The 19,309-nt window shown below is 63.6% G+C and carries 19 protein-coding genes; 10 read left to right on the top strand and 9 right to left on the bottom strand.

Annotated elements, in window-relative coordinates:
- Window positions 1-138: 138 nt before the first annotated feature.
- The 4 genes from ACPZMI_RS09890 to ACPZMI_RS09875 all read right to left on the bottom strand — a co-directional run bounded on the left by ACPZMI_RS09890 (window position 139) and on the right by ACPZMI_RS09875 (window position 2,569).
- Window positions 139-1,470, bottom strand: a complete 1,332-nt coding sequence (locus ACPZMI_RS09890; protein WP_186666703.1) for a deoxyguanosinetriphosphate triphosphohydrolase — start codon at window positions 1,468-1,470, stop codon at window positions 139-141.
- A gap of 74 nt (window positions 1,471-1,544) precedes the next feature.
- On the bottom strand, window positions 1,545-1,874 hold the full coding sequence (locus ACPZMI_RS09885; RefSeq protein ID WP_186666702.1) for a hypothetical protein: 330 nt from the start codon (window positions 1,872-1,874) through the stop codon (window positions 1,545-1,547).
- On the bottom strand, window positions 1,871-2,245 hold the full coding sequence (locus ACPZMI_RS09880) for a phage holin family protein (protein WP_186719739.1): 375 nt from the start codon (window positions 2,243-2,245) through the stop codon (window positions 1,871-1,873). The genes ACPZMI_RS09885 and ACPZMI_RS09880 overlap by 4 nt, the downstream gene beginning before the upstream one ends.
- 9 nt (window positions 2,246-2,254) lie before the next feature.
- On the bottom strand, window positions 2,255-2,569 hold the full coding sequence (locus tag ACPZMI_RS09875; RefSeq protein ID WP_186666700.1) for an ElaB/YgaM/YqjD family protein: 315 nt from the start codon (window positions 2,567-2,569) through the stop codon (window positions 2,255-2,257).
- A gap of 312 nt (window positions 2,570-2,881) precedes the next feature.
- On the opposite strand from ACPZMI_RS09875, the gene ACPZMI_RS09870 reads away from it, so the two are divergent.
- The 5 genes from ACPZMI_RS09870 to ACPZMI_RS09850 all read left to right on the top strand — a co-directional run bounded on the left by ACPZMI_RS09870 (window position 2,882) and on the right by ACPZMI_RS09850 (window position 6,230).
- Complete coding sequence (locus ACPZMI_RS09870) at window positions 2,882-4,090, top strand: ammonium transporter (protein WP_186666699.1); 1,209 nt, start codon at window positions 2,882-2,884, stop codon at window positions 4,088-4,090.
- A gap of 68 nt (window positions 4,091-4,158) precedes the next feature.
- Window positions 4,159-4,395 carry a glutaredoxin family protein gene (locus ACPZMI_RS09865; RefSeq protein ID WP_186666698.1) on the top strand — a complete coding sequence of 79 codons (237 nt, stop codon included), beginning with the start codon at window positions 4,159-4,161 and terminating at the stop codon, window positions 4,393-4,395.
- 89 nt (window positions 4,396-4,484) lie between these two features.
- On the top strand, window positions 4,485-4,916 hold the full coding sequence (locus ACPZMI_RS09860) for a D-Ala-D-Ala carboxypeptidase family metallohydrolase (protein WP_186666697.1): 432 nt from the start codon (window positions 4,485-4,487) through the stop codon (window positions 4,914-4,916).
- 71 nt (window positions 4,917-4,987) lie between these two features.
- Entirely contained in the window at window positions 4,988-5,296 is a 309-nt protein-coding gene (locus tag ACPZMI_RS09855; RefSeq protein WP_054892451.1) for a hypothetical protein, read from the top strand.
- A 49-nt stretch (window positions 5,297-5,345) separates the two neighbouring features.
- Window positions 5,346-6,230 (top strand): pseudouridine synthase, encoded by an 885-nt coding sequence (locus ACPZMI_RS09850; RefSeq protein WP_186666696.1) that lies wholly within the window; start codon window positions 5,346-5,348, stop codon window positions 6,228-6,230.
- Between the two features lie 36 nt (window positions 6,231-6,266).
- Here ACPZMI_RS09850 and ACPZMI_RS09845 read toward each other — a convergent pair whose 3' ends face one another.
- The 3 genes from ACPZMI_RS09845 to acnA all read right to left on the bottom strand — a co-directional run bounded on the left by ACPZMI_RS09845 (window position 6,267) and on the right by acnA (window position 11,653).
- Entirely contained in the window at window positions 6,267-7,832 is a 1,566-nt protein-coding gene (locus tag ACPZMI_RS09845) for a methyl-accepting chemotaxis protein (RefSeq protein WP_186666695.1), read from the bottom strand.
- A 199-nt stretch (window positions 7,833-8,031) separates the two neighbouring features.
- The gene (locus ACPZMI_RS09840; protein WP_426352135.1) at window positions 8,032-8,808 is read right to left on the bottom strand and encodes a CPBP family glutamic-type intramembrane protease; all 777 of its coding nucleotides are present in this window, start codon (window positions 8,806-8,808) and stop codon (window positions 8,032-8,034) included.
- Window positions 8,809-8,911: 103 nt separating this feature from the next.
- Entirely contained in the window at window positions 8,912-11,653 is a 2,742-nt protein-coding gene (acnA, locus tag ACPZMI_RS09835; RefSeq protein WP_426352134.1) for an aconitate hydratase AcnA, read from the bottom strand.
- 214 nt (window positions 11,654-11,867) lie between these two features.
- Between acnA and rlmM the strand changes: the two genes are divergently transcribed.
- The 4 genes from rlmM (at window position 11,868) to ACPZMI_RS09815 (ending at window position 16,845) form a co-directional block, all read left to right on the top strand.
- Window positions 11,868-12,932, top strand: coding sequence for a 23S rRNA (cytidine(2498)-2'-O)-methyltransferase RlmM (gene rlmM, locus ACPZMI_RS09830; RefSeq protein ID WP_186709939.1), 1,065 nt, complete (start codon window positions 11,868-11,870; stop codon window positions 12,930-12,932).
- Between the two features lie 81 nt (window positions 12,933-13,013).
- Window positions 13,014-13,256 carry a sulfurtransferase TusA gene (tusA, locus tag ACPZMI_RS09825; RefSeq protein ID WP_054892445.1) on the top strand — a complete coding sequence of 81 codons (243 nt, stop codon included), beginning with the start codon at window positions 13,014-13,016 and terminating at the stop codon, window positions 13,254-13,256.
- Between the two features lie 56 nt (window positions 13,257-13,312).
- The gene (gene pdxB / locus ACPZMI_RS09820; RefSeq protein WP_186709941.1) at window positions 13,313-14,455 is read left to right on the top strand and encodes a 4-phosphoerythronate dehydrogenase PdxB; all 1,143 of its coding nucleotides are present in this window, start codon (window positions 13,313-13,315) and stop codon (window positions 14,453-14,455) included.
- Window positions 14,456-14,649: 194 nt separating this feature from the next.
- Window positions 14,650-16,845: a TonB-dependent siderophore receptor gene (locus ACPZMI_RS09815; RefSeq protein WP_426352133.1), complete on the top strand. Its 2,196-nt coding sequence runs from the start codon at window positions 14,650-14,652 to the stop codon at window positions 16,843-16,845.
- A 175-nt stretch (window positions 16,846-17,020) separates the two neighbouring features.
- Here ACPZMI_RS09815 and ACPZMI_RS09810 read toward each other — a convergent pair whose 3' ends face one another.
- A complete protein-coding gene (locus ACPZMI_RS09810) occupies window positions 17,021-17,626 on the bottom strand; it encodes a biliverdin-producing heme oxygenase (protein ID WP_288375555.1) in 606 nt (201 codons plus the stop codon).
- A 95-nt stretch (window positions 17,627-17,721) separates the two neighbouring features.
- On the opposite strand from ACPZMI_RS09810, the gene ACPZMI_RS09805 reads away from it, so the two are divergent.
- Window positions 17,722-18,267 (top strand): histidine phosphatase family protein, encoded by a 546-nt coding sequence (locus ACPZMI_RS09805; RefSeq protein ID WP_186711802.1) that lies wholly within the window; start codon window positions 17,722-17,724, stop codon window positions 18,265-18,267.
- Between the two features lie 12 nt (window positions 18,268-18,279).
- On the opposite strand, the gene ACPZMI_RS09800 is transcribed toward ACPZMI_RS09805, so the two are convergent.
- Window positions 18,280-19,065, bottom strand: a complete 786-nt coding sequence (locus ACPZMI_RS09800) for a sulfite exporter TauE/SafE family protein (RefSeq protein WP_054892440.1) — start codon at window positions 19,063-19,065, stop codon at window positions 18,280-18,282.
- Between the last annotated feature and the right edge of the window lie 244 nt (window positions 19,066-19,309).

Raw genomic sequence — 19,309 nt, 5'->3', positions numbered from 1 at the left:
TAGGCTCTGTAAGGAGTCAAGACGAGGGTGTGCTAATTCCAGAATTATTTTTTCTGGGTATTTAATGTTTCTGTGAGCATGTAGGAAGTTTCTCTCAAGAGGGACGGCAAGCTGCGGCTGACCGTCCCTCGTTGTCTGTCAGTGAGGGCTGGAGCGTCCTGTCATTTCTCCCGCCATTTCACTGGCGTAGCTGTCGGTCATGCCAGCGATGAAGTCGATCATGCGCAGGAAAGCGTTGTGCAGGGAGCCGTGTGGATCGGGGGCGTGGTTGCCGATCAGGTCCAGCACACGCCGACTCTTGAAGGATGGCGTGCGCCCACCGTGTTGTTCCAGCGCTGCCCCGCAGAACGCGTTGAGAAGAATCTCCAGCGTGGTATAGGCGCCGATTTCATGCAGCGTCTTGCGCTTGTCCTGGAAGATCTTCTTGCGCGCGATATCCTTGGCCTGCAGCACACAATGCTGGGCTGGGCCATGCATGTGTTCGACCAGGTCGCCTGCCAGATGCCCGGCCAGCAGCGCCTGTTGCTGCTCGACGAAGGCCTGGGCGGCGGCGTTGGTCAGATGCTCGATGGCCTTGCCGCGCAGAATGGCCAGCTTGCGCCGACGAGAGTCCGACGGACCCAGTTGTCGATAGGTGTCGGGCAGGTCGTCACCGACCAGGTCCAGCAGCAGCGCCTCGACCTCGGCATACTGCAGCAGCTCCATCTCCAGTCCGTCCTCCAGGTCGATCAGCGCGTAGCAGATGTCGTCCGCGGCTTCCATCAGGTACACCAGCGGGTGACGAGCCCAACGTTGTTCCTCGAGCTGCGGCAGGCCCAGTTTGTGGGCGATCTGCTGCAGCAGTGGCAGCTCGCTCTGGTAGCAGCCGAACTTGTGTTTCTTGTACCCCAGCGCGTCGGCATGACGGGCGCTCCATGGGTACTTGAGATAGGTGCCGAGGGTGGCGTAGGTCAGGCGGGTGCCGCCGTCGAACTGGTGGTATTCCAGCTGGGTGAGCACGCGAAAACCCTGGGCGTTACCTTCGAAGTTGAGGAAGTCGGCACGTTGGTCGTCGTTCATGTCGTCGAGCCAACCGCGTCCCGCTGCCTGCTGAAACCAGTGGCGGATGGCGTCTTCGCCGGAGTGGCCGAACGGCGGGTTGCCGATGTCGTGGGCCAGGCAGGCCGACTGCACGATCATGCCCAGGTCGCTTGGTGCACACCAGTCGGGCAGGCTGGCGCGCAGGGTCTCGCCAACCCTCATGCCCAGCGAGCGGCCCACGCAACTGACTTCGAGGGAGTGGGTGAGGCGGGTATGGATGTGGTCGTTGCTCGAAACCGGATGGACCTGGGTCTTGCGCCCCAGGCGGCGGAAGGCGCCGGAGAAGATGATGCGGTCATGGTCCTTGTGGAAGGGGCTGCGCCCCAGTTCTTCAGGGCTGTACAAGGCTTTGCCGAGGCGTTCGCGGTTGAGCAGGGTATGCCAGTCCAAGGCTCGATCTCCGTCAGATGATGGCCATAGCTTCCCGTGTCATGGGCACCCGCGCAAGCCGCGGGCGCTTCGTTTCAGCGATGACGGCCATTCTGCAGGAACAGGCGCACCAGGGGCGCCAGGCTGCCACCCAGGCGCAGCAGGCGCGCCAGGTTGCCGCTGCGCACCCCCTTGCCGGTCAGGAAACCCAGGGCGACCACGACGCCCAGGCCCCACAGCGGAGCGTGCTTGATGCCAAGGCCGTCCTGGACCGATGCACCCATGCCGCGCAGGCGCTGAACCGGCTGGAGCAGTTGACCGGACTCGTGGCGAATTTCCTGGCGATGCATTTCCAGGCGCAGGCGCAGCAGTGCCTTGCGCAGCTCGCGGGGGTTACGGGTATTAGGCAGTTCAGGCAGGCTCATGGCAACAGGCGCTCCCGGTCCTTGGCGAGTTCTTCGAGGGTACTGCTGAACGGTGAGGATTCATCGAACACGGCGGCCTTCAGGCGCAGGCCGCAAAAGAGTGCGGCGACGCTGTAGAACACGCAAAGGCCGACGATGCCGGCCAATCGGTAGCTGTCCCACAGCAACACCAGGATCAACCCGGACAGCGCGGTCAACAGGAGCAGGGCAAAAACCAGTGCCAACCCTGCGAATAGCAGCAGGCGCAGGGTACGGCCTTTCTGCTCCTGCAATTCGATGCCGAACAGTTCGATGTGACTGTGCAGCAGCCCCAGGATGGCCGCGCCGAGGCGTTTGCCGGAAGCCCCGGCGCCGATGGCGTCGTTGTCCATGCGTCCTCCTCAGCGGCGGCTGGCGAGCAGGCCGACCAGCAGCCCGACACCGGCTGCGATGCCGATGGCCTGCCATGGGTTTTCCTGGACGTATTCTTCGGCACTGCCCAGCGCAGCCTGGCCACGCTCGCGTACCGACTCCTGGGTCAGTTGCAGGCTTTCGCGGGCTTGCTGCAGGCGGTCGTGGATCTGGCCACGCAGTTCGTCGGCCTGATCGCCCGCCAGATTGGCGGTGTCGGCGAGCAGTTTCTCGGTGTCGCGTACCAGTGCCTGAAAGTCAGCCATCAAGATCTCTTGTGCAGTCTTTGCCGATTTGCTGGCCATGGAGTCTCTCCCTGTCGATGTGTGTGGCTATTTCGAGTAATGAGTGTGGCGGAAGGTTCACCGCTTGTCGCTGGTACGGCGTTTGCTTTGTTCTGCCGTGTCACGGGGCGTCGATGCCAGGCGCTGCCCCGAATGCATGCGAGACCCTGGCGGACACCGATAAACCTTAACCCAATCCACGACAAACCCAAGAAAAAACCACGCCCTGCGTAGTCGGCCTCCCAAAATGGGGCACACGGCAGGCACCGATCAGGTGCGCGAGCAAGGTTTATGAACTGTCCTGGTGCATTTTTCAGCAGGTCTGCCCACTCCATGGAAAACATGCATAGCGCGATGGACTCCCTCGTCCATGGCTCCAACACCCTGTTCATCCTCATGGGGGCCATTCTGGTCCTGGCCATGCACGCCGGTTTCGCCTTTCTCGAGGTCGGAACCGTGCGGCACAAGAACCAAGTCAATGCCCTGTGCAAGATTCTCAGCGACTTCGCCGTCTCGGCGCTGGTGTATTTCTTCATCGGCTACTGGATCGCTTACGGCGTCAGCTTCTTCCAGCCGGCGGCGGAGCTGGCCAGCGATCATGGCTATGCCTTGGTCAAGTGCTTCTTCCTGCTGACCTTTGCCGCGGCGATCCCGGCAATCATCTCCGGGGGTATCGCCGAGCGCGCGCGCTTTGCCCCGCAGTTGTGCGCCACCGCGCTGATCGTGGCGTTCGTCTACCCGTTTTTCGAAGGGATTGTGTGGAACGGCAACCTGGGCATCCAGGCCTGGTTACAAGCTCGGTTCGGCGCACCCTTCCATGACTTTGCCGGTTCGGTGGTGGTGCATGCCATGGGCGGCTGGCTGGCGCTGGCGGCCGTCATCCTGCTCGGTGCCCGTCGCGGGCGGTACCGTGATGGACGGCTGGTGGCTTTCGCACCTTCTAGTATCCCGTTCCTGGCGTTGGGCTCTTGGATCCTGATCATCGGCTGGTTCGGCTTCAACGTCATGAGCGCACAGACCCTGGAGGGTGTCAGCGGGCTGGTGGCGATCAATTCGCTGATGGCGATGGTGGGCGGCACGCTGTCGGCCTTGCTGGTCGGGCGCAATGACCCAGGCTTCCTGCACAATGGCCCGCTGGCCGGATTGGTGGCGGTGTGTGCCGGTTCCGATCTCATGCACCCGGTTGGCGCGCTGATGACCGGGCTGGTGGCGGGAGCGCTGTTCGTGTGGTGCTTCACTGCCTCGCAGAATCGCTGGAAAGTCGACGATGTGCTGGGCGTGTGGCCGTTGCACGGTGTGTGTGGCGTATGGGGCGGTCTGGCGTGCGGCATCTTCGGGCAGACGACGCTCGGGGGGCTGGGCGGTATCAGCCTGCTGAGCCAGTTGCTCGGCAGCCTGGCCGGCTTGCTGGTGGCCTTGGCCGGTGGCTTTGCCGTGTACGGCTTGGTCAGGGCGGTACACGGGTTGCGCTTGAGCCATGAGCAGGAGTTCCAGGGCGCGGACCTGTCTGTGCACCGTATCGGCGCCACCAGCCAGGATTGAGCGGCAGATGCAGGCTGTTCCCGGCGAGCCTAGAATGAGCGTTTCTTCAGTGGACCCGGGAACTGACCATGCTGCCTGAATGCCAACTGTTCGGCACCTTGGGGTGTCATTTGTGTGAAGTGGCGGAAGCCGTGCTGATGCCGTTCGTCGAGCACGGTTTGTTGGTCGAACTGGTGGATATTGCCGACGACGAAGCCACGGTCGAGCGTTACGGCTTGATCATTCCTGTCTTGCGTCGCTGCGACAGTGGCACTGAACTGCCCTGGCCGTTCGATGCGCAGCAGGTGGTGGCCTTCCTCAAGTGACAGTGCGCAGGGGAGTGCTTCCTTCATCCCGTTCCTGTGGCCCTGGTCGATGATGTCGGCTCGACAAAGCCGAGCACCAGGGAGGCATCATGTTCCTTACGCCGCACTTCACGCTCAAAGAGATGACGTTTTCGCAGGCCGCTGTCCGCAACGCCGTACCCAACGATCCCGATCCCGAGGCCTTGGCCAATCTGCGCTTGTTGTGCGAGGTGCTTGAACAAGTGCGGGCCTTGGTAGGCTCCCCGATCCTGATCACCAGCGCCTTTCGCAATGAAGCCGTGAACCAGCTTGTGGGCGGCGTGCATAACAGTGCGCACCGCACGGGCCTTGCTGCCGACATCTGTGCGAAAGCGATGACCGCCCGGCAACTGGCCGAATGCATCCGCGACAGCTCCATTGCGTTCGATCAACTGATCCTGGAGTTCGACAGCTGGGTTCACCTGGCCATTTCACTCGACAACCCAAGGCGCCAGGTAATGACCGTTCGCAAGGGAACCGGCTACCTGCCGGGCTTGCAATGAGTCGTTGCGCATTGACGGCAGGGATATCACATTCGTATGCTGTATAAAGATACAGTAAATGGGGTGAGGCGATGCACAATGTCGAGCAACTGAAGTACAGCGTCAACCGCATGCCCCCGGAAGCGGTGTGCGATGCGGTGCTCGAGCTGCGCATGGAGGGCTTGGTGACCGACGACCGTACCCCGTTCGGCAAGGTCCATTTCAATACCTGCTTTGCCGAGATCGAGGCGCTGTTCCAGCGTGCAGGTTTTCATCGCCCGCTGGATGTCGTCGGTTACGAGGGGGTGGTCTACGCCCTCTATGATGCCGGACGCTGGGAGGCGGTACAGGTGTTGCGTTGGCTCAAGTCACGCTGTGAGCAAGTTGGCGAGGCTGGTTGAGTGAGCGGGCATTGGCGATAATGCCCGCTCATTGATTACCGAGCCTGCCATGTCCACGCCGTTTGACCCTGCTCACCAGCAAGCCAGTACCGTTTGTCTGCCACCTGGCCATTGGGCCACGGTACTCGATTGCCTGTGCGATCACTTCAAGGGCATTGGCCGTGACCAATGGCTCGATCGCTTCAGTCGAGGGCGAGTGCTCGACGCCGAGGGCAGGGCAGTGGCGGCCGATCTGCCGTATCGGCGTGGCATGCGTCTGCACTACTTTCGTGAAGTCCCCAATGAAAAGCCCATTCCGTTCCAGGAAACGATCCTGCATTGCGATGAGCACCTGGTGGTGGCGGACAAACCGCATTTTCTGCCGGTCACGCCCACGGGCGAATATGTCGAGCATACCCTGCTGCGGCGCCTGATCCGTCGTCTGGACAATCCCCACCTGGTGCCGTTGCACCGCATCGACCGCCATACAGCGGGGCTGGTGCTGTTCTCGTCCAACCCGCAGTCGCGCAGCGCCTATCAGCGGCTGTTTCCCGAGCGGCGCATCGACAAACGCTACCAGGCCATCGCTGCACCGCTGCCGACGCAGGCATTTCCGTTGGTTCACCGTAGTCGGCTGGAGCATGGTGAGCCGTTCTTTCGCATGCGTGAGGTCGAAGGGATGGCCAACAGCGAGACCCTGGCCGAGGTCCTGGAGAAGAACGGTAACCTGTGGCGCTACGGACTCTCGCCCGTGACCGGCAAGACCCATCAGTTGAGGGTGCACATGGCGGCGCTGGGGGCCGGGATCAGCAACGACCCGTTCTACCCGACATTGCTCGAGGGTGAGGACGATTACGAGCGGCCGTTGAAGCTGCTGGCGCAAAGTCTGCGCTTCGAGGACCCGCTGACGGGTGAAATGCGGTATTTCCAGAGCCGATTGAGCCTGGACTGGTAAAAAAAGGGCTGCCCGAGGCAGCCCTTTTTTTGTCGCTTAGCGGTTGAACCGCTCCACCAGCGAGTATTGCGTTCCCGCCGTACTGGTCAGCTCTTCACTGAGCAGTGCCGAATGCTGCGCCTGCTCTGCGGTCTGGTCGGCCAGGTCGGCAATGGTGCTGATGTTGCGGCTGATCTCGTCCGCCACTGCGGTCTGCTCCTCGGTGGCAGCAGCGATCTGGGTCGCCATGTCGGTGATGTTGGCCACCGCTTCGCTGATCCCCACCAGCGCCTGGTCGGCCTGCATCACCCGCTCCACGCCTTCCTCGGCCTGACGGTGGCCGGTCTCCATGGTTTGCACAGCGTTGCTGGCTGTCTGCTGGAGCTTGGCGATCAGGCCGTGGATCTGGCCGGTGGATTCGGCGGTACGTTGCGCCAACTGGCGCACTTCGTCGGCAACCACGGCGAAGCCCCGGCCCATTTCACCCGCGCGAGCCGCTTCGATGGCGGCATTGAGCGCCAGCAGGTTGGTCTGGTCGGCGATGCCCTTGATCACATCGACCACACCACCGATCTCGTCGCTGTCCTTGGCCAGCTGGGTGACGGTCTGGCCGGTTTCACCCACTGCTGCAGAGAGGCGTTCGATGGCTTCGCGGGTTTCCCCGGCGATCTGGCGCCCCTGGCTGGTCAGCCGATTGGCTTCCTGGGTGGCATCGGCGGTGCGCTGCACGTGGTTGGCCACTTCTTGCGTCGTGGCGGCCATCTGGTTGACGGCAGCGGCGACCTGCTCGGTCTCCACACGCTGGCGCTCCAGCCCCGACGAACTCTTGTGCGCCAGCACATCGGATTGGCGCGCCTGGTCGCTCAGGTGCTCGGCGCTGTCCTGCAGGCGGGTGAGGCAGGTCTTGAGGCGCGACTCTTGGCTGAGCATGGCCATTTCCAGGCGCGCCTGCACGCCACGGCTGTCGGTGAACATCTGCGCGATCAGCGGGTCGGAGGTGGTCTGTTCGGCCAGGCGCAACAGGCGCTTGAGGCCGCGCTGCTGCCAGGTCAGGCCAAGCAGGCCGAGAGGGACGGAAACGGCCGCGGCCAGGGCAAAGCCCCAGGAGTGGCCGAGCCAGTTGCCGATGAGGAAGCCGATCTGGCTGATGAGAATGAACGGCAGCCAGTCCTGCAGCACCGGCAACCACTTGTCACGGCGCGGCACCGCCGACTTGCCCTGGTTCAGGCGTTGGTACAGTGCTTCGGCACGGCGGATCTGCTCGGCGGTCGGCTTGATCCGAACGGATTCGAAGCCGACCACCTGGTTGTTCTCGAAGATCGGTGTGACGTAGGCATTGACCCAATAATGGTCGCCTGACTTGCAGCGGTTCTTGACGATCCCCATCCACGGCAGGCCCTGCTTGAGGGTCTGCCACATGTGGGCGAACACCGCCGAGGGCACGTCAGGGTGGCGTACCAGATTGTGTGGCGCACCCGTGAGTTCTTCGCGTGAGAAACCGCTGATTTCGATGAAGGCATCGTTGCAGTAGGTGATCACGCCTTTGGCGTTGGTGGTGGAAATCAACCGCTGCTGGGCAGGGAAAGTCCGTTCTCTCTGGGTAATCGGCTGGTTGTTACGCATTGGCTGTTCAATCCGCAAGGCTTTCCACAGGTATCGGCAAGCCCATGGTTTTATTGAATGATTATTTAACTTACTTGACCTGGGACAGTGGGTGGCTACGAGCCATCAGCTAGGGAGTCGGCTTGTTGCTTGCAGTTGCACCCAAGATGTCAGCATTTTTAACGATTTATGACGTTATGGTCCGATCATGACCCATTGCTCAGGCCGGGGCCAGCATCGGATAGGTAAACAGTGCGAAGTGGGTCAGGTTGACGGCGAAATGGCACAGCACCGCAGCGGGCAAGCCGCCGAGTCGATACGCCAGGCCGTAGCCGAGGCCCGCAAGGCTTGCCAGGTAGAACCACTGCCAGCCGCTGGCCAGATGCGCCAGGCCGAACAACAGTGCGGCCGCGATCAGTGCAAGCCCCTGATGCCTGAACAGGCGTTGCAGCCCACCCTGGATATAGCCGCGGAACAGCAGCTCTTCGGTCAGGCTGACCAGCAACAGGTTGTTCAGGGCCCATATCCAGGTTTGTTCCGGCCATTTCGGCGCCCACCCCACCATTCCAAGCGACCAGGCGCCGCCCAGGCAGGCCATCAGGGTCAGCGGTAGTACCAGTCCGACACTGGAAAGCACGCCGCGTCCGCGCAGGGTCAGGACCCATGGGCAGGCCAGCAGAAGCCAGAAGCCGATCAGTGGCTTGTCCAGGTTCAGGTACATGGAAAACGGTAGCGCGCCTTCGCTGAATACCACCCTGTCGATGACCTTCGCACTTGCGAAACCGGGCAACCAGTGCGACGCCAGGGCGCCGACCAGAATGATGAACAAGGTGTGCCCAAGGGCCCGCTGCCAGCCCGAGCGCTGTCGCACCAGCAGTGCGGTGCAACACAGGGCGAGCAAGGCGGGCAGGGCGGCCAGGCCCAAATGACCATGGAGCAGGGCCACGGCATAACCGAGACCAAGCAGGGCGAGGGCGATCCAGTGGGCAGGCGACATCTGTAATCCGGTTAGCGGCAAATCGATATGATGCTTTGACTCACCCCGAGGACGCCAGGACACGTCGCAGAAGCATCGCGAGCGAACCCGCGATGCCTTCCCTTCAACCGGCGATCAGTTGCCGCAGCACGTAGTGCAGAATCCCGCCCGACTTGAAGTACTCGACTTCATTGAGCGTGTCGATCCGGCACAGCACCTCGATCTCCTGCGGCTGGCCATCCTCGCGCAGGATGCGCAACTGCAGGGTCATGCCCGGGCGGATTTGCGCGCCGGTCAGCCCTAGTACGTCGATGCGCTCCTTGCCGGTCAGGCCCAGGCGCTTGCGATCATCCCCGGCCTTGAACTGCAAGGGCAGTACACCCATGCCCACCAGGTTGGAGCGGTGGATGCGCTCGAAGCTTTCGGCCAGCACGGCCTTGACCCCCAGCAGGTTAGTGCCCTTGGCAGCCCAGTCGCGGCTGGAGCCGGTGCCGTATTCCTGCCCGGCGATCACCACCAGCGGCGTGCCTTCTGCCTGGTAGCGCATGGCTGCATCGTAGATCGACAGTTTTTCGCCGCTGGGCACATGCAGTGTATTGCCGCCTTCCTCGCCGCCGAGCATTTCGTTGCGGATGCGGATGTTGGCAAAGGTGCCGCGCATCATCACTTCGTGGTTGCCGCGACGTGAGCCGTAGGAGTTGAAGTCACGCGGCTCTACGCCCTTGTCGCGCAGGTAGCGGCCGGCCGGGCTGTCGGCCTTGATGTTGCCTGCCGGGGAAATATGGTCGGTGGTCACCGAATCGCCGAGCAGCGCGAGGATGCGCGCCCCGTGCACGTCGCCGATGTCCGGCAGCGGGCCGCCGATATCGTCGAAGAAGGGCGGGTGCTGGATGTAGGTGGAGTCGTCCTGCCAGACGTAGGTGGCGGCCTGGGGCACTTCGATGGCCTGCCACTGGGCGTCACCGGCGAACACCTCGGCATACTCCTTGTGGAACATGGCGGTATCGACCTTGGCCACCGCGTCGGCAATTTCCTGCTGGCTGGGCCAGATATCGCGCAGGTACACCGGCTGGCCGTCCTTGCCAGTGCCCAGGGCATCCTGAGTGAGATCCACGCGCACGCTGCCGGCCAGGGCATAGGCGACCACCAGCGGTGGTGAGGCCAGCCAGTTGGTCTTGACCAGTGGGTGCACCCGGCCTTCGAAGTTACGGTTGCCCGACAGCACCGAGGCCACGGTCAGGTCAGCGCTGCCGATGGCTTTCTCGATGGCGTCGTCCAGTGGGCCGGAGTTGCCGATGCAGGTGGTGCAGCCATAGCCGACCAGGTCGAAGCCCAACTGGTCCAGGTAGGGGGTAAGGCCGGCCGCCTTGAAGTAGTCGGTGACCACTTTCGAGCCTGGCGCCAGCGAACTCTTGACCCAGGGTTTGCGTGCCAGGCCTTTCTCGATGGCTTTCTTGGCGACCAGCCCGGCGGCCATCATCACGCTGGGGTTGGAGGTGTTGGTACAGGAGGTGATGGCCGCGATTACCACCGCGCCGTCGCGCAGTTTGTGGGTCTGGCCATTGTGCGTGTAGTCGATCTCGCCGGCTTGGTCGGCATTGCCCACGGCAACACCGCCACCTCCTTCGCTTTCCAGGCGTCCGACCTCTTTGGCCAGGGGTTTGGGTTGCAGTTCGATGAAGCCGTCGAAGGCCTGGCTGACCTTGGACAGCGCCACTCGGTCCTGCGGGCGCTTGGGCCCGGCGAGGCTGGCTTCGACCTCGTGCATGTCCAGTGCCAGGCTGTCGCTGAACAGCGGTTCCTGGCCCGGCTGGCGCCACAGGCCCTGGGCCTTGCAGTAGGCTTCGACCAGTTGCACGGTCTCGTCAGGGCGACCGGACAGGCGCAGGTAGTCGAGGGTGACGTCATCGACCGGGAAGAAGCCGCAGGTGGCGCCGTATTCCGGCGCCATGTTAGCGATGGTGGCGCGGTCGGCCAGGGGCAGGTCGGCCAGGCCGTCGCCATAGAATTCGACGAACTTTCCGACCACGCCCTTCTTGCGCAGCATCTGCGTGACCGTCAGCACCAGGTCGGTGGCGGTGATGCCTTCGCGCAGTTTGCCGGTGAGCTTGAAACCGATCACCTCGGGGATCAGCATCGACACCGGCTGGCCGAGCATCGCCGCCTCCGCCTCGATGCCGCCGACACCCCAGCCGAGCACGCCCAGGCCGTTGATCATGGTGGTGTGCGAGTCGGTGCCGACCAGGGTGTCGGGGAAGGCGTAGATGCGCCCGTCTTCCTCGCGGGTCCACACGGTGCGGCCGAGGTACTCCAGGTTGACCTGATGGCAGATACCCGTGCCCGGCGGCACCACGCGGAAGTTATCGAAGGCACTCTGGCCCCAGCGCAGGAAGGCGTAGCGTTCGCCGTTGCGCTGCATCTCGATGTCGACGTTCTGTTCGAAGGCTTCGGCGGTGGCGTAGCGGTCGACCATCACCGAGTGGTCGATCACCAGGTCCACCGGCGACAGCGGGTTGATCCGCTGCGGATCGCCGCCAGCCTTGGCCATGGCCGCACGCATGGCGGCCAGGTCGACCACGGCGGGCACGCCGGTGAAGTCCTGCATCAGTACCCGCGCGGGGCGATACTGGATCTCGCGGTCGGAGCGCCGCTCTTTCAGCCAGCCGGCCAGCGCTCGCAAGTCGTCGCCGGTGACGGTTTTACCGTCTTCCCAGCGCAGCAGGTTTTCCAGCAGGACCTTGAGCGACATGGGCAGGCGTTGCAGGTCGCCCAACTGGCGGGCGGCCTCGGTGAGGCTGAAATAGTGGTAGGCGCGGTCGGCCACCTGGAGGGGCTTGAGGGTTTTCAGGCTATCGAGCGAGGGCATTGCCAACTCCTTGTGCTCCGGTGCCCGGCCGTCGTGGTTGCCGGTGTCACCGCTCTGTATCGGCCCGCACGGCACGGGCCAGGCTGAACAGTCAGGTTAGACCGCTTTGGCGGCCCTGACGTTGTTCTGGACCTGCGGGGCGTGTCGCAGGTTCCGAACTTCCTTTATCATTCGCCGCCCTGGCGCTGTCTGCGCCAGAGATGTGGAGTAAGAGATGAATACCCTGTTCATGCATTGCCGGCCCGGCTTCGAGGGCGAGGTCTGCGCCGAAATCAGCGAACACGCCGCGCACCTGGGTGTGGCCGGCTATGCCAAGGGCAAGCCGCAGAGCGCCAGCGCCGAGTTCGTTTGCCTCGACGAGGGCGGCGCCGAACGTCTGATGCGTGAGCTGCGCTTCGACCGGCTGATCTTTCCGCGCCAATGGGCGCGCGGCGACTTCGTCGAGCTGCCGGAAACCGACCGGATCAGCGTGCTGCTCGAACACCTGGCGGGCCTGCCGGTGTGTGGCAGCCTGTGGCTGGAGGTGCTCGACAGCAACGATGGCAAGGAGCTGTCGACCTTCTGCCGCAAGTTCGAAGTGCCGCTGCGCAAGGCGCTGGAGAAAGCCGGGCGCCTGGTCGATGACGCCAGCAAACCACGTCTGCTGCTGACCTTCATCAGCGGTCGGCGGGTGTTTCTCGGCTTGGCCGAGGCGGGCAATTCGGCGCTTTGGCCGATGGGCATCCCACGCCTGAAGTTCCCGCGCGAGGCGCCGAGCCGCTCGACCCTCAAGCTTGAAGAAGCCTGGCATCAGTTCATTCCGCGCGATCAATGGGACCAACGCCTGAACGACGACATGACCGGCGTCGACCTGGGCGCCTCGCCGGGCGGTTGGACCTACCAACTGGTCAAGCGCGGCATGCTGGTCACCGCCATCGACAACGGTCCGATGGCCGAAAGCCTGATGGACACCGGGCTGGTGCAGCACCTGATGGCCGACGGCTTTACCTGGAAGCCCAAGCAGACCGTTGACTGGATGGTCTGCGACATCGTCGAGAAGCCCGCACGCACGGCCTCGCTGATCGAAACCTGGCTGGGCGAGGGGTTGTGCCGCGAGGCCGTGGTCAACCTCAAACTGCCAATGAAGCAGCGTCACGCCGAAGTGCGCAAGTTGCTCGATCGCATCGAGGCGTCGTTCAAGGCGCGCAAGGTCAAGGTGTCGATCGCCTGCAAGCAGCTGTACCACGACCGTGAAGAGGTCACTTGCCACCTTCGCCGGCTCGACCTCAAGCCGCGCTGAAGCGATCGGGGCCGTGCTGCGGCCCCTGTTTGACCTGCACGCGGTTTGCGCGACAATACCCCTCAATTTGCGGAGCCCACCATGACCGACTTCACCCCAGACGCGACCCTCGACGCCACCGGCCTGAACTGTCCGGAGCCGGTGATGATGCTGCATCAGCACGTGCGCAACCTCGCTGCCGGCGGCCTGCTCAAGGTCATCGCCACCGACCCCTCGACCCGCCGCGACATCCCCAAGTTCTGCACCTTCCTCGGCCATGAACTGGTGCAACAGCAGGAAGACGCCGGCACCTACCTGTACTGGATACGCAAGAAGGCCGACTGAGCTGGATCGCGTCGGCCACAGCGCCTACACTGCGCTCCCCTGACAGGAGAGCACCCATGCTGATCGTTGCCGACGAAAATATCCCGCTGCTCGATGCCTTCTTCGCTGGATTCGGCGAAATCCGCCGTTACCCCGGCCGGGCCATCGATGCCGCCTGCGTCAGGGATGCCGATCTGCTGCTGGTGCGCTCGGTCACCCGCGTCGACCGGCAACTGCTCGAAGGCAGCAAGGTGCGCTTCGTCGGCACTTGCACCATCGGCACCGACCACCTCGATCTCGACTACTTCGCCCTGGCCGGTATCCACTGGAGCAGCGCGCCTGGCTGCAACGCCCGCGGCGTGGTGGACTACGTGCTGGGCAGCCTGCTGACCCTGGCCGAGCTCGATGGCGTGGAGCTGCCCAAGCGGGTGTATGGCGTGGTCGGAGCCGGTGAGGTGGGCGGGCGTCTGGTCCGTGTACTGCGGGGCCTGGGCTGGCGGGTGCTGGTGTGCGATCCCCTGCGCGCAGCCAGCGAAGAGGGCGATTTCGTCAGCCTGGACACGTTGCTTGAGCAGTGTGACACCATCAGCCTGCATACCCCGCTGCAACGCGGCGGCGAACATCCGACCTGGCATCTGCTCGGTGCGCAGCAACTGGCCCGCCTGCGCCCAGGGGCCTGGCTGATCAATGCCAGCCGCGGGCCGGTGGTGGACAACGACGCCCTGCGCGAGCTGCTGCTGCACCGCGAGGATGTCCACGCGGTGCTGGATGTTTGGGAGGGCGAGCCACAGGTCGACCTGGCGCTGGCCGACCTGTGCACCCTGGCCACGCCGCATATCGCTGGCTACAGCCTCGATGGCAAGCAGCGCGGGACCGCGCAGATCTACCAGGCTTTCTGCCGTTCGCAAGGTTTGCCGGAGCAGGTGCAACTGGCCGACCTGCTGCCGTCGCCAGCTCTGGCACGCCTGGACTTCGATGCCAGCGCCGACCCGGCCTGGGCGCTGGCAACCCTGTGCCGTGCGGTCTACGACCCGCGTCGCGACGATGCGGATTTTCGTCGCAGCCTGAGCGAGGATCCCACCGAGCAACGTGCGGCATTCGACCTGCTGCGCAAGCAGTATCCGGTCCGTCGCGAGATCGAAGGGCTGGCGGTACGGGTACAGGGTGACGCGCCACAGCTGGTGCAGGCCATCAATGCTTTGGGCGCGGTGCTGGTCTAGCCCGCCTCGGGTACGGGTGTCTGCCAGTCGGGTTTACGGGCAATCTGTAAATTTCGTAAATAAGATTTAAACCTATTTGAGAATCGTTATATTCACCATCCCTGACGGACCCGCCTTTTGCCGGGCCGGTGGGCGAGGGGCCCGCCGACCGGGGCGTGGCTTGCTTCTCGCACACGATTTCAGGAGATGTACCGATGCACACCCGATCTTCCCCGCACCGCCTGGCCCTGGCCATCGTCGCCCTGGCCGCGCCTGTGGCAGCGACTTCAGCATTCGCCGAGCAGGCGCTGGTAATCGAGGATACGCTGGTGACCGCCGAGCGCGAAGCGCGCCAGGCGCTGGGATCGTCGGTCATCACCGAAGAGGACATCAAGCGCCGCCCGCCGGCCAATGACCTGTCCGACATCATCCGCCGCGAACCGGGGGTCAACCTCACCGGTAACAGTGCCAGTGGCGCCCGTGGCAACAACCGGCAGATCGACCTGCGCGGCATGGGCCCGGAAAACACCCTGATCCTGATCGATGGCAAGCCATCGAGTGCACGCAACGCGGTGCGCTATGGCTGGAACGGCGACCGCGATACCCGCGGCGAAACCAACTGGGTGCCAGCCGAAGCGGTCGAGCGCATCGAGATCTTGCGTGGCCCTGCGGCGGCTCGCTATGGCTCGGGTGCGATGGGCGGGGTGGTCAACATCATCACCAAGCGCCCCAGCGAAGCACTCAAGGGCAATGTCAGCCTGTACACCCTGATGCCGGAGGACAGCGCCGAGGGCGCCAGCCGCCGGGCCAACTTCAACCTCGGTGGCGGCCTGACCGACACGCTTGGTTTTCGTCTCTACGGCGGCCTGGCCAAGACCGACGCCGACGATCTGGACATCAACGCCGCACACGCCGGCAGCTCGACCGTGGCGGGGCGCGAGGGTGTGCGCAACAAGGATATCAACGGCCTGCTGAGCTGGAAGCTCAACGACGAGCATCGCCTGGAAATGAGCGCAGGCTACAGCCGCCAGGGCAATATCTACGCTGGCGACACCATGAACAGCAACGGCGGTGGCAACCCGGAACTGATCTCCAGTCTGTATGGCCACGAGACCAACGTGATGCAGCGCAACACCTACGACCTGACGCATCTGGGAGATTTCACCTGGGGCACCAGCAAGACCGTGCTGGCCTATGAATACGTGCGCAACTGGCGCTTGAATGAGGGCATGGCCGGGCGTACCGAAGGGGCGATCAACGGCAACGATGCGGCATTCTCGCGCTTGCGCAACACGCGCCTGTCGAGCGAGGTCAACCTGCCGTTCGCAATGGGTGCCACGGAGCACGTGCTGACCGTCGGCGGCGAGTACCTCTATGAAACCCTCAACGACCAGGGCTCGCTCCGTCCGCAAAGCTCCGACCCAACAGGTACTGGCAACAACGTGATCGCAGGTTTCGACCGTAGCGATTCGAAGATGCAGGCACGCAGCCATGCCTTTTTCGTCGAGGACAACATCATCATCGGCGCAACCACCGTCACTCCTGGCCTGCGTTTCGATCACCACGAGACGTTCGGCGACAACTTCAGCCCCAGCTTGAACCTGTCGCACAAGATCACCGACGAACTGACCTTCAAGGGCGGCATCGCCCGTGCCTACAAGACGCCGAACCTGTACCAGTCCAACCCCAGCTACCTGCTCTACAGCCGCGGCAATGGCTGCAGCGTGCGGCAGACCAACTCCGGCGGCTGTTACCTGCAGGGCAACGCCGACCTCAAGCCTGAGATCAGCGTCAACAAGGAGATCGGCCTGCTGTATGACCGCGGCACCTGGCGCACCAGCGCGACCTATTTCCGCAACGACTACCAGAACAAGATCATCGGCGGCACCGATGTGGTCTACGCGATCAATGGCGGCAGCCGTGTGACCCAGTGGGAGAACGCCGGCAAGGCGCGGGTGGAAGGTCTCGAGGGCAACCTGTTCATCGAGCTGACCCCGAGCCTGGACTGGAACACCAACCTGACCTGGATGCTCGACAACGACAACCGTGAGACCGGCGAGCCGCTGTCGGTGATCCCCGAGTACACAGTCAACACCACCCTGGACTGGCGCGCGACCGACAAGCTGTCGCTGCAGTTGGCGGGCACCTGGTTCGGCAAGCAGAAGTCGCCGACCTGGAACTATCGCACCCAGGAGCGCTATGACGATGCGGCGCAGAAGGACGTCGAGGCCTATGGGCTGGTGGATGTCAGTGCCGGGTACAGGTTCAACGCCAACTACGATGTACGGGTGGGGGTGAACAACCTGTTCGACAAGCAGATCCTGCGCGGCGGCAATGCCAGCAGCGCAGGTGCCAACACCTACAACCAGCCGGGCAGGGCGCTGTTTGCGGCGTTGAATATTTCGTTCTGATATGTGTAGGAGCGGGCTCGTCCCGCGATCGGGCGCGTAGCGGCCGTAAAACCGGGCTTCGAGGTGTTTCAGGAATACCCCGGTTGCCTGATCTACGGCCGCTTCGCGCCCGATCGCGGGACGAGCCCGCTCCTACAGGGTATGTGACGTTTTTCAGGTCGATCAACGGTGGCGCTTAGCATTCAATTGCCTGCAACAACACCGCGCGCTGCTCCAGCCAGCGCTCGAAGCAGGTGAAGGTAGCGACTGCCGCAGCCACGGTGCGTGCCTGATTTTCGGGTGGCAGGGGGTGCCGATCCAGGCGTTCGAGAAAGCCGCGCCACTGGCTGGCGGTGGCGCTGCCATACACATCGAGAAAACCACCGCCGCTGTCGGCGTCGATACCCAGGCGCTGCGCCATGGCACGCTTGAGCACCTGGCCACCGAGGGTGGAGCCCTCCAGTACGTACATCACACCCAGCGCGCTGGCCTCATCGGTGATGGCGGGCAAGTGCCGGCACAGCGGCAGCGTGTCGATCTGCTCGGCACTCAGGTTGAGTGCCTGCAGGTCGCGGCACAGTGCCGGCGCCTTGTTTCGCCCACTGTCCTGGTGCGTCGCCAACAATGCTTCGAGCGGTGCGTGAAAGCCGTAGTACGCCTCGATCAGGCGGCGATAGGCATCGTGGTCGAAACCTTCGCTGAAAAATGGCAGGCGTGCCTCCAGTGTCTTGTGGCAGGCCTGCGTACCTTCACGCAGCGCGAGCAGAACAGGACCGGGAGGAGGGCGGGAGGTGATGGTCATCGAATCGACTCTGATGGCTAATTGCCTGGGTTAGACTGGCGATCCTAGCGCAGCGTTCCTCAATGCCCTAATCCTCATTGCCAGAGAGCTCCAAGGTGAAAGCCGTCCGTCTGACCCTGATCAGCCATGCCCTGACCCGCGCCCAGAAAACCGGGCGATTTCCGTTGAGCGACGATCCCGTGCTGGGTGATGCCCCGTTGTTGAAGGCTGTGCCCGAAGGCGTGCAGGTGCTCAGCGCGCCCGAACTGCGCGCCCGTGAAACCGCCGCCTGGCTCGCTCCCGAAGTGCGTATCGAGACGGCGCTGGCCGACTGTGACATGGGGCATTGGCAGGGCGTTGCGCTCAAGCAGTTGCAGCGCGAGCAGCGCGAAGCCCTGGCGTGGTGGCAGGTCGATGTGGACGCGGCGCCCCATGGTGGAGAGTCCTTCGCCGCGCTGCACAAGCGCGTGGCGCACTGGCTGGAGGCGTTCGACACGCCCGGTGACTGGTGGGCCGTCACGCATCCGATGGTGATGCGTGCCGCGATGGTCGAAGTGCTCGGCAGTTCGCTCGGGGCCTACCAGTGTATCGACGTCCCGCCGTGCTCACGGCTCGAACTCAGCCGCACACAGATCTGGCGCCTGCGTCTTGCGCCGGCCTGAGGCGCCGGAGTATCAGAAGGCCAGCTTGTAGCCGATCAACAGCAGCATGCCCGCCAGGCAGGGACGCAACACACGATCGGAGATGCGGCCGGTGAGGTGGCTGCCGAGGTAGATGCCCGGCAGCGAGCCGAGCAGCAGGTAGCCGAGCAGCGACCAGTCCATGTTGCCCATACCCGCGTGGCCCAGGCCTGCGACCAGGGTCAGGGGGACGGCATGGGCGATCTCGGTGCCGACCAGGCGCCGGGTCACCAGGAAGGGGTAGAGCAGGAACAGCGCCACGGTGCCCAGGGCGCCGGCACCGATCGAGGTCAGGGTGACCATGACCCCGAGCACCACACCGGTGATCACGGTGAGGAGGTTCAGGCTGCGGTCGCTGAGGTGGTAGTGATCGCCTGCATGCTTGCTGGCGAAGGCCTGCAGGCGCGACTTGAACAGGATCGCCAGGGCGGTAAGGATCAGCACCACCGCCAGGCCCTGCTTGATGATGGCGTTGAGTGCCGAGGTGTCGGCATGCAGGGTGCTGAGGAACCACAGGGTCAGCGCTGCCGCGGGCACGCTGCCCAGGCTCAGCCAGCCGGTGATCTTCCAGTCGATGTTCTTGTTGCGCGCATGCACCCAGACGCCACTGGCCTTGGTGATTGCCGCGTAGAGCAGGTCGGTGCCCACGGCGGTGGCAGGGTTGATACCGAACCACAGCAGGATCGGGGTCATCAGCGAGCCGCCGCCGACGCCGGTCATGCCGACGATGAAACCCACGACCAGCCCGGCAATGGTGAAACCGAAAGAACCTACATCCATACGTTACTCAATCTGCCCGCTAGCCCGTTGTCGGATGGGAGCAGGATATAGATTGTTCTTTATAGCCAAATAGAATTGTTCGTTATTAGGTTATAACGCGGCAGCTTCACTGTTCCCCTGTAGGAGCGGGGGGGGAAGCGAAAAAAGAGGGGGGGAGGGTGAAGGAGCAAACGGTTCGTTTTGTTTGTGAGGACACTCCTCCCAGAGGGAAAGTGGAGAAAGCTCCGCTCCCCTACATTCCCCC

Origin of the sequence: Pseudomonas wayambapalatensis (assembly GCF_049942315.1) — a bacterium.
Classification (GTDB): domain Bacteria; phylum Pseudomonadota; class Gammaproteobacteria; order Pseudomonadales; family Pseudomonadaceae; genus Aquipseudomonas; species Aquipseudomonas wayambapalatensis.
The sequence above is the reverse complement of the archived record's forward strand: the minus strand, read 5'-3'. Positions and strand labels throughout refer to the sequence as shown.